Origin of the sequence: Streptomyces justiciae (assembly GCF_015163075.1) — a bacterium.
GTDB classification, from domain to species: Bacteria; Actinomycetota; Actinomycetes; order Streptomycetales; family Streptomycetaceae; genus Streptomyces; species Streptomyces justiciae.
On the sequence record NZ_JADDXU010000002.1, the window covers coordinates 448,379 to 463,751 of the forward strand.

Sequence of the window (15,373 nt, forward strand, 5' to 3'; positions counted from 1 at the left end):
GGAGTTGACGCATGACCCAGGAGTACGACCTGATCGTCGTCGGCGGCGGACCGGCCGGCTCGACGGCCGCGACCGCCGTGGCCCTGCGCGGGCACCGGGTCCTGCTGCTGGAACGCGAGACCTTCCCGCGCTACCAGATCGGCGAGTCGCTGCTGCCCGCGACCGTGCACGGCCTGTGCCGCATCCTCGGCGTCGCCGACGAGGTCCAGCAGGCCGGCTTCACCCTCAAACGCGGGGGCACCCTGCGGTGGGGCCGTGATCCGGAGCCGTGGCAGTTCTCCTTCGCCATGACCCCGCGCGTCCCCGAACCCACCGCGACCGCCTTCCAGGTGGAGCGCTCACGCTTCGACGAGATCCTGCTGCGGGGCGCCCGGCGAGCCGGTGCCGAGGTGCGCGAGGGCAGCACGGTGCGGCGGGTCGTCGCCGACGAAGAGCGGGTGCGGGGCGTGGAGTTCAGCGACGCGGACGGCAACTCCCGTACGGCGTACGCCCGGTACGTCATCGACGCGTCCGGCAACACCAGCCGCATCCACACCGGCGTCGGCGGCGGGCGCGTCTACTCCGACTTCTTCCGCAACCTCGCCGTGTTCGGCTACTTCGCGGGCGGCGCCCGGCTTCCCGAGCCGAACAGCGGCAACATCTTCTGCGCCGCGTTCGACGCGGGCTGGCTCTGGTACATCCCGCTGCGCGACGACCTGACGAGCGTCGGCGCGGTGATCTCGCCCGAGCACATCGGCGCCGTGCAGCGGGACGCGCGGGGCGCCTGGCGGGACATGATCGAGGCGTGCCCGGAGGTGAGCCGCCTGGTGGCGGGCGTTCCGGAGGCGACCGAGGCGCCGTACGGCCAGGTGCGGGTGCGCCGGGACTGGTCGTACTGGAAGCAGTCCTTCTGGAAGCCGGGCATGGCGCTCGTCGGCGATGCCGCCTGCTTCGTGGACCCGGTGCTGTCCTCCGGAGTCCATCTGGCCACGTACGGCGCCCTGTTGGCGGCCCGCGCGGTGAACGCGGCGCTGGACGGCAGTGTGCCGGAGGAGCGGGGCTTCGCCGAGTTCGAGGCGCGCTACCGGCGCGAGTACCGCGTCTTCTACGAGTTCCTCATCGCCTTCTACGACATGGAGCGCAACGAGGACTCGTACTTCTGGTCGGCGAAGAAGATCACCAACGTGGATCTCGGCGAGGCGGCGGCGTTCGCCGAGCTGGCGGGCGGGCTGGTCTCCCGTGACTCCGCGGTGGTCCGCACGGACTGGCACACGGCGGCCACGCAACTGGACGGAGCGGTAGGCGAGTTGGCGACATCGGACGGGCGCATGAACCCCCTCCTCTCCGCTCCGGTCGTCGGCGAGACCTTCCGCACCGGCAACGACCTTCAGGAGCAGGCCCTGTACGGCGGTCCGCTCGACGACCCCGGCCCGGCGGCCCCGGACGGGCTGGCCGTCACCCCGGACGGACTGTCCTGGATCAAGGTGTGACCACGGCAACCTGTTGACCTTGCCCGAAGGGGAACCCGCAGCATCGGCGTACCGAGGGCTGCGGGAGGAGCGAGGGTGCGCGGGCTGCTGATCGACGTACGGCCGTTGCGGCGGGCCGAGTTCCGGCGGCTGTGGGCGAGCGGCATGGTGACCACACTGGGCGCCCAACTGACCGCGGTCGCCGTGCCGATGCAGCTGTACGACCTCACCGGGTCCTCGGCGTACGTCGGGCTGGCCGGGTTCGTGGGGTTCGCGCCGATGGCGCTCGCGGCGCTGTGGGGCGGCACGCTGGCGGACGTACGGGACCGGCGGCGGGTGCTGCTGGCGACCACGGCCGGGATCGCTCTGACGTCGCTGCTGCTGTGGGCGCAGGCGTGGGCGCGGCTGGAGTCGGCGGGGGTGCTGCTGGCGCTGGTGGGGGTGCAGCAGGCGTTGTTCGGCGCCAACGCGGCGGTGAGCGGGGCGGTCGTCCCGCGCCTGGTGCCGCGTGAGCTGCTGCCCGCCGCGAACACGTTGCAGTCGCTGGTGTCCTGGTCGGCCGGGATCGCCGGCCCGCTGCTGGCCGGCGGGCTGCTGCCGGTCGTCGGGGCCGCGTCGCTGTATCTCGCGGACGCGGCGACGCTCGGCGTCACGCTGTGGGCCGTGTGGCGACTGCCGTCGCTCCCGCCCGTCGCCGAACAGGGCGCCGGAACACGGCAGTTCGCCGCGGGCTTCCGGCTGCTCGCCGCCCGGCAAGTGCTGCTGGTCGTCTATCTCGCCGACTTCTCGGCGCTGCTCCTGGGCATGCCCGCCGCGCTGTTCCCGCAGTTGGCGAGGGAGACGTACCCGGGGGCGAACGTCGGGGTGCTGTACGCGGCGATCTCCGCCGGGGGCGTGCTCGCGGCCCTGTTCTCCGGTGGCTTCACCCGTGCGTCCCGGCACGGTGTCGCGGTCGCGGTGTCGGTGTGCGTGTGGGGGCTCGCGCTGGCAGCGTTCGGGCTGGCCGACTCGCTTGTGGTGGCGGCGGGTTGGCTGGTGGTGGCGGGCGGTGCGCTGCTGACGCTGGGTGTGTTCCGCAAGTCGGTCCTGCAGTCCGCGGTGCCGGACGGGATGCGGGGCCGCCTCCAGGGCGTCGACACCGTGATCGCCGCGGGAGGTCCACGGCTGGGCGACCTCGTGCACGGCCTGGCCGGCGCCTCTTTCGGGGCGACCTGGGCCGTCACCGGCGGCGGGCTGCTGACTGTGACGGCCGGGCTGGCGCTGCTGGTGTTCTTCCCCGCCTTCAGACAACACCGGGCCGCGTGAGGGGCGTTACTCCGGCGGGGTCGGTGTGTCGTGGGTGCGGTACATGGCCTGTACGTCCAACTCCAGCTGGACCGTGGGACCGACGACCGCGATGCCCCGGGCCAGCATGGAACGCCAGTTGAGGGTGTAGTCCTCGCGGTGCAGCTCCGCCTTCGCGAGGGCGGCGCAGCGCAGCTCCTCGCCGTAACCGCCGTTGACCATGCCCAGGTACGTCGTGTCCAGGGACACCGAGCGGCTCACGCCGTGCATGGTCAGCGTGCCGAGCAGGGACCACTTGCTGCCGCCGCGGTAGGCGAAGCGGGTGCTGCGGAAGTCGATGTACGGGAAGTGCTCGACGTCGAGGAAGTCGGCCGAACGCAGGTGGTTGTCACGGGTGTTGTTGCCGGTGGTGATGCTGGCGGCGTCGATCCGCACATGGACGCGGGAGTCGGCGACGTCCTGGGTGACCTGGATGCCGCCCTCGAAGCGTTCGAACCGGCCGTGCACATGGGCCATGCCGACGTGCTTGGCGATGAAGCGGATCGCGGTGTGCGGCGGGTCGAAGAGCCAGGTGCCGGGGACCGGGAGCTCGGCCTGCCGGGCGGGCTGGAGCCAGACGCGCTGCGAGGACAGACCGGCGTCGGCGGCGACCTCGACGGTCTCGCGGTGCGGTTCCAGGCCCTCCGCCATGACCATGAGGCTGTAGCTGCCGGCCGGCAGCACGGCCAGGAACGTTCCGTACGGGTCCGTGGTGCCGCGCGCCACGACCTGGTGGCTGCGGAGTTCGGTCACGGTCACGTCGGCGGCGCCCAGGGGCTGGTTCACCGGGTCGAGGACCTCGCGGACGAGGACACCGGCACCGGCCGGAACGGGAAGCGTGTGGCCCGCGGCGCCTCCGGAGGCACTCCTGAGTCGCCGCCGGAGCAGTCCGAGGGGCATGGGTCTCACCTTTCAGTGGGGGGACAGTGGGTGCGTGGGGGGAGGAAGGGGGTCAGCGGTGATGCCCGAGGATCGTCCGCACCGCTTCGGTGAGCCTGCGCTCGGCGTCGTCCGCGGAGTCCGGTGCCGTCGCGTGCCGGAAGGCGACATAACCGTCCGGCCGTACGAGGAGCGCGCCGGCGTCGGCCACCTCGCTCAGGCGGGCCCAGTCGCCGTACGGGTCCTCGTACTGCTGCCCCGGGCCGATGACCACGGTGGCGATCTCCACGTCCTGATTCGCGGCAGCCTGCACCCAGGCGCCGCCGCCGATGCCCGTGACGAGCGTGAACCGGCCCTGTCCCACGGTGTCGAGGGTGGAGAGCGTCCGGGTGCCGGAGGTGAGCCAGGCGTGCGGAAGCTTGGCGCCGGGGCGGGACGTGGGCTGGTGGTGGAGCTCGGGGTCGCGGTCGAAGCCGGGGTCGGCGGTGCCGTCCGGGACGATCGCGGCGGAGGTGTAACGCTGATTGAGGTCGACGCCGTGCGCGTTGAACTCGTACGCCTTGAAGGCGATGGCCTCGCGCAGCCGCGCCCGCTGCTTCTCGGCCGCCTCGCCGGTCTCCTTGCGGGCGGCGATGTTGGCCCACAGCTGCTCGGGGGTCTGCGGGGAGAGTCCGTCGAGCGCCTCGAAGATCGGGGCGGTCTCGCCGATGGACTTGTTGGCGCGGGTGACGATCTGGCGGCCGATCGGGGCGCGTTCGGCGGTGTAGGTGTCGAGGAGCTTCGGGGAGGCGGTGCCGTCGAGGACGAGCTTGAGCTTCCAGGCCAGGTTGTAGGAGTCCTGGATCGAGGTGTTGGAGCCGAGGCCGTTGGACGGCGGGTGGCGGTGCGTGGCGTCGCCGGCGCAGAAGACGCGGCCGTTGGAGTAGGTCTCGGCGTACATCTCGTTGACGGTCCAGGCCGAGGACGACTTGATGGTCACCGGTATGTCGTCGTCTCCGACCAGCTTGCGGACGATCGACTCGGCGTACTCGGTCGTCAGGTCGGGGGCGCCGGCCGTGACGTCGTACCCCCACACGATCAGCCACTCGTTCCAGGGCCGCACGCAGCGCACGAGGCCCGCGCCGATGCCGCCGACCGTGGCGCCGGGGGCGAGCACCCAGTAGAGGGTGGAGGGGCGGTGGGCGGTGTACTTGCTCAGGTCGGCGTCGAAGACGATGTTGATGCTGCCGGCCACGCCCATCTGGCCGCCCATCGGCAGCCCGGCGTCCTCGGCGACCTGGCTGCGGCCGCCGTCGGCGCCGATGAGGTACTTGGCGCGGATCGTGTACTCGTCACCGCGCAGCCGGTCCTCGACGGTGACCGTCACGCCGTCGTCGTCCTGGACGAAGGACTTGTAGACGGTGGAGAAGCGCAAGTGCGTGCCGCGCGCGACGGCCGCGTCCATGAGCACCGGCTCCATGAGGTGCTGGGGCATGTCGCACATGCGGCTGGGGCTGGCGAGCTCGTGGGCGGCCTGCACGAGCGGGTCGTTGCCCCAGGAGCGGACCCGGCCCAGTTCCTCGCCGGCCAGGCTCGTGCAGAAGGTCGTATTGCCCATCAGGTGCTGCGGGGTCGCCTTCGCGACGACCTCGTCCTCCACACCGAGGTCGCGCAGCACCTCCATGGTGCGCTGGTTGGTGATGTGCGCCCTGGGCGTGTCGGCCAGGCTCGCGTAGCGGGTGACGACCATGTTGGGGACGCCGTAGGTGCTGAGGGCGAGCGCGGCGGAGGCTCCCGCGGGACCGCTGCCGACGATGAGTACGTCGGTCACGACATCGGGCTCGGCGGTGGGGACGCGGGTCACGGGGGACGCTCCAGGGAATGAGAACAGGCACCGGCTCTTCAAGATCATGAAGGGGGTCGCCGGGCCGTGGGTGTCTCAATACGAGACAGACGGGTAGTTGTTTTGCGTTCGGGTAGTTGTTTTGCGTTCAACCGTTCCCCGTAGGCTGAGCGGTGCCATGACCACCGCAGAGCGCCCCACCGCCCTCACCTCGCTGCGCCGTGCCCGGGAGCTGTTCCTGCGCGGACAGCAACCGCCGGACGGAGTGCCGGACGACGTCCTCGCCGCGTGGAAGCGTGCCCGGTTCTTCGGCGTACGACACGACGTAGGTGACCCCGCGCCGGAGGCGGCGTCCGGGACCGCCGACTCCCCCTTGCTGGCCGCGGCCCGCCCGGTGCTCGACCGGATCGCCGGGACGCTCGGCGGCGGGGAGACCTCCCTCGTACTCACCGACGCGCGGCTGCGGGTGCTGTGGGCGTCCGGGTTCGCGCCGGACCACCACTGCCGGGACCTCTCCGAGGAGCTGGTCGGCCACAACAGCGCCGCCCTCGCCCTGCACACGCACCGCCGCGCCGAGGTGCACGGGCCCGAGCACTTCCTCGACCGCTGGCAGGACGTCTCGGCGGTGAGCGTGCCGGTGCGGGCGCCGGAGACGGGGGACACCGTGGGGACGGTGACCGTGGCTACCGGGTTGTACGGCGGGCGAGGGGAAGGACCAGGATACGGACCGCATCCCGGTGCTCCGCTGGCCGAGGCCGTGGCGACGGCCGTCGAGACCGAGCTTCTCTCTCGGTCGCGGGCGGCCGAACGGGCGCTGCTGGACGCGTACTTGCGGGCCTCGGGGAAGAAGGGCCAGGCGGTCGTCGCGTTGGACGGCCGCAACCGGCTCGTGAGCGAGGCGGCGGGGCGGATGTTGTCGCCGGAGGGGCTGGAGGCGCTGGAGCGGAGGGCGGTCGCGCTGATACGGGAGTCCGGGTCCGGGCGTCCGACAGCGCTCGCGGACGGCCCAGACGGGTCCGCGCAGCCGGACAGCCCAGACGGGTCCGCGCAGCCGACAATGCTCCCCGACGGCCCAGGCGGCACCGTCTCCCTCACCCCCGTCTCCCACCAGGGTTCCGTCATCGGCGCGGTCGCGATGCTGGAGTCGTCGGGGTGCCCGGCGCCGGTCACAGCCGACAGACGCGACCTCGGTCTGGCCGGGCGTTCCGTGCCGTGGCGGCACGCGGTCGGGCGGGCCCTGGAAATGGCCACGTCCAGCGAGCCGCTGCTGCTGGTCGGCGAACGCGGCACCGGGAAGACCTCACTCGCCCGCGAACTGGCCGCCGACGCCCTGCTCATGGACGCGGCCGAGACCGAACTCGGCACCCACGCTGACGTGTTGCGCACCGGCCGCCCCCTCCTGGTCCGCCACGTCGAGCGACTCGCCCCGCCCGACACGGCGACCCTCAACTCCCTCCTCGCGGCTCACCCGAACGTCCCGCTCCTCGCCACGTACACCCCCGGAGCCCCTCCGGGCCCCTGCCTCCAGCGCCTCCTGGACACCCTCGCGGCCCGCTCGGTCACGCTGCCCGCCCTCCGTGAACGCCCCGAGGACATCCGGGAGTTGCTCACCTCCCTGACCCCGCGCCCCGAGCCCGGACGTCCTCCGCTCACCTGGTCCCTCGATGCGCTGCGTGCCCTGGAGCGGCACCCCTGGCCCGGCAACGTCACCGAACTCGCCCACCTGGTCCGGACGTTGGCCGAACACCGCCGCACGACCGGCCCCGTCCGCCGTACCGAACTCCCGGACGCCGTACGCGAAGGCCCGGCGCCCCGCCCGCTGACCCCGATGGAACTCGCCGAACGGTCCGCCATCCTGGACGCCCTCCACCTCCACGGCGGCAACAAGGCCCGAGCGGCGGCGTCCCTGGGCATCGCCCGCGCGACGCTCTACCGGAAACTGCGGGGCTACCGGGTTTGAGGTGTCGTCAGGGGATGGGTACAACGACCGGGTGGGCGTCTGAGGCTGCCGGAGGGGGTGGCGCCGCATGTCGTTCGAGGATCTGCACCGGATATCGGTGCTGCACATCGACCGCGACGCCGACCTGCCGCTGTACTACATGTATCTGCCGGAGTCCGGCACCTTCCAGACCATGGGCTACGTCCGGCTGCGGGCCGTGACCGCCTGGAACGGTGTGACGCACACCGGTCCTGACACGGCCGAGGAGCGCGACGCGTTCCTGATGAAGGTGCTGACCACGCTCCTGGTGTCGCCCCGTGAGGCGCGGCGCATCGTGCGCACCGCCGACCACCTCTCACCGGACGGCGGCACCAGCTTCACTTCTCCGGCCCCCTTCACGGCCGCGACCCCGGAGGAGGAGCAGGGCGGCACCCACATGATCGGGCCCGGTGTCGTCGTGGGGCTGGTGAGCGGGCTGCTCATCGGGCTGCTGCTGGCGGGCTGGACCGGCGCGGTGATCGGGGCGTTCGTCGGGGTGTCCACGTTCCCGGACCTGTTCATGGGCGGTTGGCAGCTCGTCCACCGCGACAGCCCCCGCAACTACGTGGAGATCCACGACACTTGGGCCGTCCTGCTGCTGGCCGCGGGCACCGTCGCGGGAGCCGTGGCCGGTTACGCGGTCGGCGGCGGAGGCTTCGAGAGCGCGCGTGGTGTCTTCCTCGGCATGGCGTCGGTGGCGTTCGTCCTCGCCCTCCTCGCCACGCAGTTCAGCATGGAGCCGTTCCGGCAGCGGTCGGTGGTCTGGTACGGGCCGTTGATCGTGGGCGGGTTCGCCTGGGCCGCGCATGCCGTGTGGAGCGGCCCGGTGCTGTTGACGGTGGGGATCGTCGTCGGGTCGGTGGTCTCGGGCTCGCTCGCGCGCCGGATCGCCGGTGTCGGTTGAGCCCCGGGCGCGGTCAGGTGTCCGGCGGCCGGTCCTCGGTGCGGGGGGCCTGGCCCGGATCGGCCTGGGCGATGTGCCACGACCGGGACGGGGCGTCGTACGAGATCCGAAAACGCCCGTCGGCCTCCTGGAGGGTCGCCACGACGTCCCGCAGGTCCCGGGCGGCCTCCGGTGGCAGCCGCTCGGGCATGCTGATGGCCAAGCGGCCGTCGAGTGCGGCGATTTCGAGGAGACCGGTCTCCTCGACGCCCTGGCCGAGTTCCTCGCGCCGACCCGGCCGGACCAGGCCCGCGATCTTGGGCCAGACCTCCTCGCCGGCCTTGCTCGCGATGGCCTGCACGAAGGGCTGCACCGCCGCGGTGACCACGACCGTCGTCACCAGGTCGTGCAGGCCGATACGGTCGCCGGAGTCGCGCACATCGCATTCCCAGCAGCGCGCGGCCGTTCTCCGGTGACCGCAGACCGGGCAGGGGAACTTCGCCAAGTCGCCTGTCATCCTCACCTCGCTCGCGGGACGGCCGGGATCGTCGCGTCAGCGTGCACCGAAGACGGGATCACCGCAAGGCGGCGTGCGTCCGGGCACGGCAGCTCACAGGGCAGGGAGAGCCGGTGGACGACGGGTTCCTGAAACACAATCAGCTGGCGCGCCGGGCGTTGTGGGAGCTGCAACGCGCCGTCAAGAAGCGCAACTTGAAGAAGCTGGCGGGTGCCCAGGACGCGTTCGCGGACCTCCTGGACGTCATGTCGCCCGCGCATCCGGACCGGCCGGCCTGCCTCGGCAATCTGAGCACGGCCCTGCGCCTCCAGTACGAGTGGTCCCAGGACGTCTCGGCCGTCGAACGGCTCGTCGACGTGGACGAGTTGATCCGGCGGAGCCTCGATCCAGCCGATCCGCAGCGCGCCCTGCACCGGCACAACCTGCGGAACGTCATGGTGCACCTCATGACCGGCCCGCGCCGTCCCGGCCTGCTCGCGCGGGCGGTCCCGCTCGCCAGGGAGGCCGCGGCCGACCCCGCCGAGCGGACCCTGTTCCTGGAGGCGCTCGTCGCCTGCCTGGACGAGCTGTTCGAGCAGACCGAGGACGAGCACGTCATGGTCGAACTGATCGCGCTGGACCGGGAACGGCTTGCCGCGCGCCACCCCGACGACCCCGAAGTCGGTCCGATCCTGGCCGACTTGGGCGCCGGGCTGCGCACCCTCGCCCTGCTGCGGGGCCGCCCGGAAGACCTGCCGGGAGCCGTCGCCGTCGGTCGGCAGGCCGTCGGGAAGTGCCCGGACGGCCACGAGAACCGCGCGTTCTGCCTCGCCCTGCTCGCCAACTCCCTGCACGCCCGGTTCGTCCAGCTGGACCGGTCGATGGAGACCTTGCGGGAGTCGGTCACGGTCGCACGGCAGGCGGTCGCGGCGGCCCCGCCCGGGCACCCGGACCGGCCCGCCGCCCTCAACGGCCTCGGGATCGGCCTGCGTTCGGTGTTCGAGGAGGCCCGGGAGCTCGACGCCCTGCACGAGGCGGCGCAGGTCCTCCAGGACGCCGTTGCCGAGCTCGGCCCGGACGAGCCCGCCCGCCGCGCCCGTTACCTCGGCAACCTCAGCGCCGTGCACCAGGAGCTGTTCAAGCGGACCGGGGAGACCCGAGCGATCCTGGCGGCCGTGGAGGCCTCCCGCGAGGCCGTACGACTGAGCCCGCACGACACTCCGCAGCGGGCCGGCCGGCTCAGCGACCTCGGCAACGCGCTGCACATCCTGTCCACGGGCCTGTACTTCGCCGCGCCGGGGGACGAGGACGCCGTCACGACCGGCACGGAAGGCCCTGTCGATCTGCCGTACCTGCGGGAGGCGGTCGAGGTCGCCCGGGCCGCGGTGGCGGGCACCCGCGACGACCCCGACCTCGGCGGACGGCTCAGCAACCTCAGCGTGACCACCCGCACCCTGTACGAACTAACCGGCGACACCGAAGCGTTGGACGAGGCCGTCCGAGCCGCCCGCGCAGGCGTCGCCGCCGCGACGGCCGACACCACGAACCACGCGACAGCGCTCATGGCCCTGGTACGCGCCCTCGCCCAGCGCCCCGCCGCACCGGACGTCCTGCACGAGATGCAGGAGTGTTGCAAGGAACTCGCGACGGCCACGACCACACCCCGCACCCGGGTCATCGCCCACCTCCTCCTCGGCCGTACGGCGATGTCCGCCACGCCGCCCGAGGCCGCGACCGCCCTCGCGGCGTACGAGAAGGCCGTCGGGTGGCTGCCGGAGATCGCCCCGCGTCAACTGCTGCGCCCCGACCGGGAGTACGGCCTGGGCGAGCTGTCCGGTCTGCCCGCCGAGGCCGCCTCCGCCGCCCTGCACCTCGGCCGCCCCGAACACGCGCTTCTGTTGCTGGAACACGCCCGGGGCCTGCTCCTGCGGGAGGGCATGAGCGGCCGCGACGACCTCACCGAGGTACGCCGCGCCGACCCGGAGGCCGCCGACGATCTCGTACGCCTCAGGGACCTGCTCAACGCCTCCGACCAGGGTGGGGTGGACCTCTATCGCGGCGACGGAAACGCAGCACCACGGGCCCGGCACGGAAACGAAGCACCACGGGCCCGGCACGGCGCAAGGGCCCGCCGCCACCGTGAACTGGCGCTGGAGTGGGAGCAGTTGCTCGACCGCATCCGCTCGCGTCCCGGTCTGGAGGGCTTTCTGCTCCCGCCGACGATCGAGTCCCTGCGACGCCGTCCCGTGGACGGTCCGGTCGTCCTGGTCAACCCCGGTCCGGCCCGGTGCGACGCGCTGCTGCTCACGCCGGACGGCGGCGTCCGCGCCCTGCGCCTCGACTGCGACCACGTCGAACTGCGCGAGCGGGCGCGGGCGTTCCGTCGGCTGCCGCGCTCCGCTGGGGGCGCGTCGCCGGACGAGGCCGAGTTGCTGGGTCACCTGGCCTGGCTGTGGGACCGCATCGGCCGGCCGGTCCTGTCGGAGCTGGGGCTGCTGTCCCCGGTACGGCTCCCGGCGGAGGCGGCGCCCAGGATTTGGTGGTGCCCGATCGGGGTGGCCGCGTCCCTGCCTCTGCATGCGGCGGGCCGGCACGACGCCGCCGATCCGGCCGGGGTCTCCGCGGTCATGGATCACGTGGTGTCGTCGTACACCTCGACCGTGCACGCGCTCCAAAGGGGCCGCAAGGACGGCCACAGCGCGTCCGCGCACAGGCCACTGGGCAGGTCACCTGGGCAGCCGCTGAACAGCGTCCTGGTGGTCGAGATGAGCAAGACCCCCGGCGCGGGTCCGCTGCCCGGCGCCCGTCTCGAGGCCGAGCGGCTGACCGAGCTGGCGCCGCAGCCGACCGTCCTGTCCGGCCCTGGGGCCACCCGGGAGGCCGTCCTGCGGGAGCTGCCCGGCCACACCGTCGCCCACTTCGCCTGTCACGCCGTGACCGACCCCCGCTCCCCGTCCCTCGACCGGCTGCTGCTGCACGACCACGGGTCGACGCCCCTCACCGCCGTCGAGCTGTCGTCGGTGCACGTCCCGAACGGCACGCTGGCCTATCTGTCGGCCTGCGAGACGGCCAAGTCCGACGAGCGCCTCGCCGACGAGGCGATCCACATCGCCACCGCCTTCCAGCTCGCCGGCTACCGCCATGTCATCGGCACGCTCTGGCCCGTCGCCGACAGCGCCGCCGGACGCATCGCGGACGACTTCTACACGGGCCTCACCCGGTCCCCCGACGCTGCCGACGCGGCCAGAACCCTGCACCGCGCGGTGCTGGAGCTCCGCGAGGACGCCGCCGGCAGGCCGTCCCGGTGGGCGGCGCACGTTCACTTCGGCGGCTAGAAGGCGAGGGCGCAGTACCCCCGTACAAACGCACATGCGATGCCGTCACGGAGACTGGCCCGCTCATGCGATGCGACAGGAGACTTTCGCCTCGCACCTGCGGCACTATTATCGGCGCATGCACACCGTGACCGGTCCGCCAGGGCCGGTGCGATTGTGGCCGTGAGGACCAGAGGGAGTTGGACCCGTGAAGACCCGTTCCGTGCGTCGGACCCGTCGGATGATGCAGGTGACCGGCGCCGGCGCCGCCGCCCTGCTGGCCCTGACCGCCTGTTCGTCCTCCGACGACGACTCCTCCGCGGGGTCCGACTCCGCCGGCTCCGCCTCCGGCAAGCTGTCCGGCGAGGTCACCGTGTTCGCGGCGGCCTCGCTGAAGGAGAGCTTCGAGACGCTGGGCAAGCAGTTCGAGAAGGCCCACCCCGGTACGAAGGTCACGTTCAGCTTCGGCGGCAGTGACGCGCTCGCCGCGAGCATCACCGGCGGTGCCCCGGCGGACGTCTTCGCCTCCGCCAGCCCCAAGACCATGAAGATCGTGACGGACGCGGGCGACAACGCCGGCGAGCCGGCCACGTTCGTGCGCAACCAGCTGGAGATCGCCACCCTGCCGGGCAACCCCGACAAGGTCGCCTCCCTCAAGGACCTCACCGACTCGGACCTGAAGGTCGTCCTGTGCGACAAGACGGTGCCCTGCGGCGCGGCCGCCGAGAAGGCCCTGACGGCGAGCAAGCTGAAGCTCACCCCGGTCTCCTACGAGGAGGACGTCAAGTCCGCCCTCAACAAGGTGGTGCTCAAGGAGGCCGACGCCGCGGTCGTCTACAAGACCGATGTGAAGGCCGCGGGTGACAAGGTGGAGGGCGTGGAGTTCCCCGAGTCCGCCGACGCGATCAACGACTACCCGATCACCCTGCTGAAGGAGTCGAAGAACACCGACACCGCCAAGGCGTTCATCGCGCTGGTGCGGTCCGCCGAGGGGCAGAAAGTGCTGACCTCGGCCGGGTTCCTCAAGCCGTGACGTCCTCCGACTCGGGCAAGGCCGGCACCGTGGACACCCTCAGCGGTGGTCCGCGGCGCCGCGCACGCCGTCGTGGGGGTGCCGCTCCGCTGCCGCTCCTCGTGCCCGCGCTGATCGGTCTGGCGTTCCTCGTCCTGCCGCTGGTCGCCCTGCTGATCAGGGCGCCCTGGCACAGCATGCCCGACCTGCTGACCAGCACCGAGGTGTGGCAGGCGCTGCGGCTGTCCCTGGTCTGCGCGACGGCGGCGACCGCAGTGAGCCTGGTGATCGGGGTGCCGTTGGCCTGGCTGCTGGCCCGGGTGGAGTTCCCAGGACGTGGTCTCGTACGGGCCCTGGTCACCCTGCCGCTGGTGCTGCCGCCGGTCGTCGGGGGTGTGGCGCTGCTGATGGCGCTGGGCCGCAACGGGGTCGTCGGGAAGTGGCTGGACTCCTGGTTCGGGGTCACGCTTCCCTTCACCACCACCGGCGTCGTGATCGCGGAGGCGTTCGTCGCGATGCCGTTCCTCGTGATCAGCGTGGAAGGCACCCTGCGGGCGGCCGACCCGCGCTACGAGGAGGCCGCCACGACGCTCGGCGCATCCCGCTTCACCGCGTTCCGCCGGGTCACGCTCCCCCTCATCGCGCCCGGTATCGCGGCGGGCGCCGTCCTCGCATGGGCGCGGGCGCTCGGCGAGTTCGGCGCGACGATCACCTTCGCCGGCAACTTCCCCGGCCGCACCCAGACCATGCCGCTGGCCGTCTACCTCGCCCTCCAGAACGACCCGGAGGCCGCCATCGCCCTCAGCCTGGTGCTGCTCGCCGTCTCCATCGCGGTCCTCGCGGGCCTGCGCGACCGCTGGATGACGGCCTCATGACCGGCCGCGCCGGAAGACCGCCTCACGACCGGACGTGCCTGATGACCGCCCCATTTCGACCGTGCCGGAAAACCGCCTCACGACCGGACGTGCCTGATGGCCGCCCCGTTCCGACCGTGCCGGATGACCGCCCATGGCCGGACGCGCCGGATGACAGCCCCATGACCAGCCACGCCCGATGACCACCCCATGACCGACCATGCCGATGACCGCCTCATGACCGACACCTCTGGACGACCGCCCATGACCGACATCGAGAAGCCGAGCCGCTACGACGTCGACGCGCCGTCGGCGGACGGTCTCGACGCCCGTCTCGTCGTCCAGCGCGGCTCCTTCCGTCTGGACGTGGCCCTCACCGCGGCCCCCGGTGACGTCGTCGCCCTCCTCGGCCCCAACGGCGCCGGCAAGACCACCGCCCTGCGCGCCCTCGCCGGTCTCGTCCCGCTCACCGACGGCCATCTCCGCCTCGACGGCGCGGAGTTGGACCGTACGCCACCGGAGTCCCGCCCGGTCGGCGTCGTCTTCCAGGACTACCTGCTCTTCCCGCACCTCACCGCACTCGACAACGTGGCCTTCGGGCCCCGCTGTCACGGCGCCGGCAAGGCGGCGGCCCGCGCCCAGGCCGCCGTATGGCTGGAACGGATGGGCCTCGCCGCGCACGCGTCCGCCAAACCCCGCCGCCTCTCCGGCGGTCAGGCCCAGCGCGTCGCGCTCGCCCGTGCCCTGGCCACCCACCCCCGGCTGCTGCTGCTCGACGAGCCGCTCGCCGCTCTCGACGCCCGCACCCGCCTCGACGTCAGGGCCCAACTCCGCCACCACCTGGCCGACTTCGAGGCGGTCGCCGTACTCGTCACTCACGATCCGCTGGACGCGATGGTGCTGGCGGACCATCTCGTCGTCATCGAGGAGGGCCGGGTCGTCCAGCGGGGAACGCCCACCGACATCGCCCGCCACCCGCGTACCGACTACATCGCCCACCTGGTCGGCCTCAACCTCTACCGTGGTGAGGCCGAGGGGCACACGGTCCACGTCGACGGCGGCTCCACGGTCACCACCTCGGAGGACCTGACCGGCCCGGTCTTCGTCGCGTTCCCGCCCAGCGCGGTCACCCTGCACCGCGACCGGCCCACCGGGTCGAGCGCCCGTAACTTCTGGCGCTGCGAAGTGTCAGGCCTGGAGACCCACGGAGACCAGATCCGCGTCGCCCTCGGCGGCGAACTCCCCCTGGCCGCCGACCTCACCACGGTCGCCGCGGCCGAACTCGACCTCCACGCGGGAGCCGAGGTCTGGGCGACGGTGAAGGCGACACAGACCCACGCCTACCCCGCCTGAGCCGGCTACCC

The 15,373-nt window shown here is 72.4% G+C and carries 11 protein-coding genes; 8 read left to right on the forward strand and 3 right to left on the reverse strand.

Annotated features, from left to right (window positions below; translation table 11 throughout):
- Positions 1-11 precede the first annotated feature (11 nt).
- Both IQ210_RS06055 and IQ210_RS06060 read left to right on the forward strand, forming a co-directional pair.
- Positions 12-1,469 carry a tryptophan 7-halogenase gene (locus tag IQ210_RS06055; protein ID WP_194077799.1) on the forward strand — a complete coding sequence of 486 codons (1,458 nt, stop codon included), beginning with the start codon at positions 12-14 and terminating at the stop codon, positions 1,467-1,469.
- 75 nt (positions 1,470-1,544) lie between these two features.
- The gene (locus tag IQ210_RS06060) at positions 1,545-2,753 is read left to right on the forward strand and encodes an MFS transporter (RefSeq protein ID WP_322656319.1); all 1,209 of its coding nucleotides are present in this window, start codon (positions 1,545-1,547) and stop codon (positions 2,751-2,753) included.
- 6 nt (positions 2,754-2,759) lie between these two features.
- On the opposite strand, the gene IQ210_RS06065 is transcribed toward IQ210_RS06060, so the two are convergent.
- Positions 2,760-3,671, reverse strand: coding sequence for a YceI family protein (locus tag IQ210_RS06065; protein ID WP_194077800.1), 912 nt, complete (start codon positions 3,669-3,671; stop codon positions 2,760-2,762).
- A 52-nt stretch (positions 3,672-3,723) separates the two neighbouring features.
- Positions 3,724-5,493 (reverse strand): FAD-dependent oxidoreductase, encoded by a 1,770-nt coding sequence (locus tag IQ210_RS06070; protein WP_194077801.1) that lies wholly within the window; start codon positions 5,491-5,493, stop codon positions 3,724-3,726.
- Positions 5,494-5,650: 157 nt separating this feature from the next.
- On the opposite strand from IQ210_RS06070, the gene IQ210_RS06075 reads away from it, so the two are divergent.
- Positions 5,651-7,432, forward strand: coding sequence for a sigma-54-dependent Fis family transcriptional regulator (locus tag IQ210_RS06075; RefSeq protein WP_194077802.1), 1,782 nt, complete (start codon positions 5,651-5,653; stop codon positions 7,430-7,432).
- A gap of 67 nt (positions 7,433-7,499) precedes the next feature.
- Complete coding sequence (locus IQ210_RS06080) at positions 7,500-8,354, forward strand: hypothetical protein (protein ID WP_194077803.1); 855 nt, start codon at positions 7,500-7,502, stop codon at positions 8,352-8,354.
- Positions 8,355-8,367: 13 nt separating this feature from the next.
- Here the strand turns inward: IQ210_RS06080 and IQ210_RS06085 are convergent, their stop codons facing one another.
- A complete protein-coding gene (locus IQ210_RS06085; protein WP_194077804.1) occupies positions 8,368-8,772 on the reverse strand; it encodes a hypothetical protein in 405 nt (134 codons plus the stop codon).
- A 191-nt stretch (positions 8,773-8,963) separates the two neighbouring features.
- Between IQ210_RS06085 and IQ210_RS48180 the strand changes: the two genes are divergently transcribed.
- The 4 genes from IQ210_RS48180 to IQ210_RS06105 all read left to right on the forward strand — a co-directional run bounded on the left by IQ210_RS48180 (position 8,964) and on the right by IQ210_RS06105 (position 15,362).
- The gene (locus IQ210_RS48180; protein WP_194077805.1) at positions 8,964-12,164 is read left to right on the forward strand and encodes a CHAT domain-containing protein; all 3,201 of its coding nucleotides are present in this window, start codon (positions 8,964-8,966) and stop codon (positions 12,162-12,164) included.
- Between the two features lie 220 nt (positions 12,165-12,384).
- The gene (gene modA, locus IQ210_RS06095) at positions 12,385-13,176 is read left to right on the forward strand and encodes a molybdate ABC transporter substrate-binding protein (protein WP_194078194.1); all 792 of its coding nucleotides are present in this window, start codon (positions 12,385-12,387) and stop codon (positions 13,174-13,176) included.
- Positions 13,173-14,030 carry a molybdate ABC transporter permease subunit gene (modB, locus tag IQ210_RS06100; protein WP_194077806.1) on the forward strand — a complete coding sequence of 286 codons (858 nt, stop codon included), beginning with the start codon at positions 13,173-13,175 and terminating at the stop codon, positions 14,028-14,030. Before modA ends, modB begins: the two co-directional genes overlap by 4 nt.
- Positions 14,031-14,273: 243 nt before the next feature.
- Entirely contained in the window at positions 14,274-15,362 is a 1,089-nt protein-coding gene (locus IQ210_RS06105) for an ABC transporter ATP-binding protein (RefSeq protein ID WP_194078195.1), read from the forward strand.
- Positions 15,363-15,373: the final 11 nt, after the last annotated feature.

Bases quoted from the DNA above. Each gene is read 5' to 3' on its own strand.
- IQ210_RS06055 (WP_194077799.1), top strand. From the start codon at position 12: ATGACCCAGGAGTACGACCTGATCGTCGTCGGCGGCGGACCGGCCGGC.
- IQ210_RS06105 (WP_194078195.1), top strand. From the start codon at position 14,274: ATGACCGACATCGAGAAGCCGAGCCGCTACGACGTCGACGCGCCGTCG.
- modA (WP_194078194.1), top strand. From the start codon at position 12,385: ATGATGCAGGTGACCGGCGCCGGCGCCGCCGCCCTGCTGGCCCTGACC.
- IQ210_RS06065 (WP_194077800.1), bottom strand. From the start codon at position 3,671: ATGCCCCTCGGACTGCTCCGGCGGCGACTCAGGAGTGCCTCCGGAGGC.
- IQ210_RS06080 (WP_194077803.1), top strand. From the start codon at position 7,500: ATGTCGTTCGAGGATCTGCACCGGATATCGGTGCTGCACATCGACCGC.
- IQ210_RS06075 (WP_194077802.1), top strand. From the start codon at position 5,651: ATGACCACCGCAGAGCGCCCCACCGCCCTCACCTCGCTGCGCCGTGCC.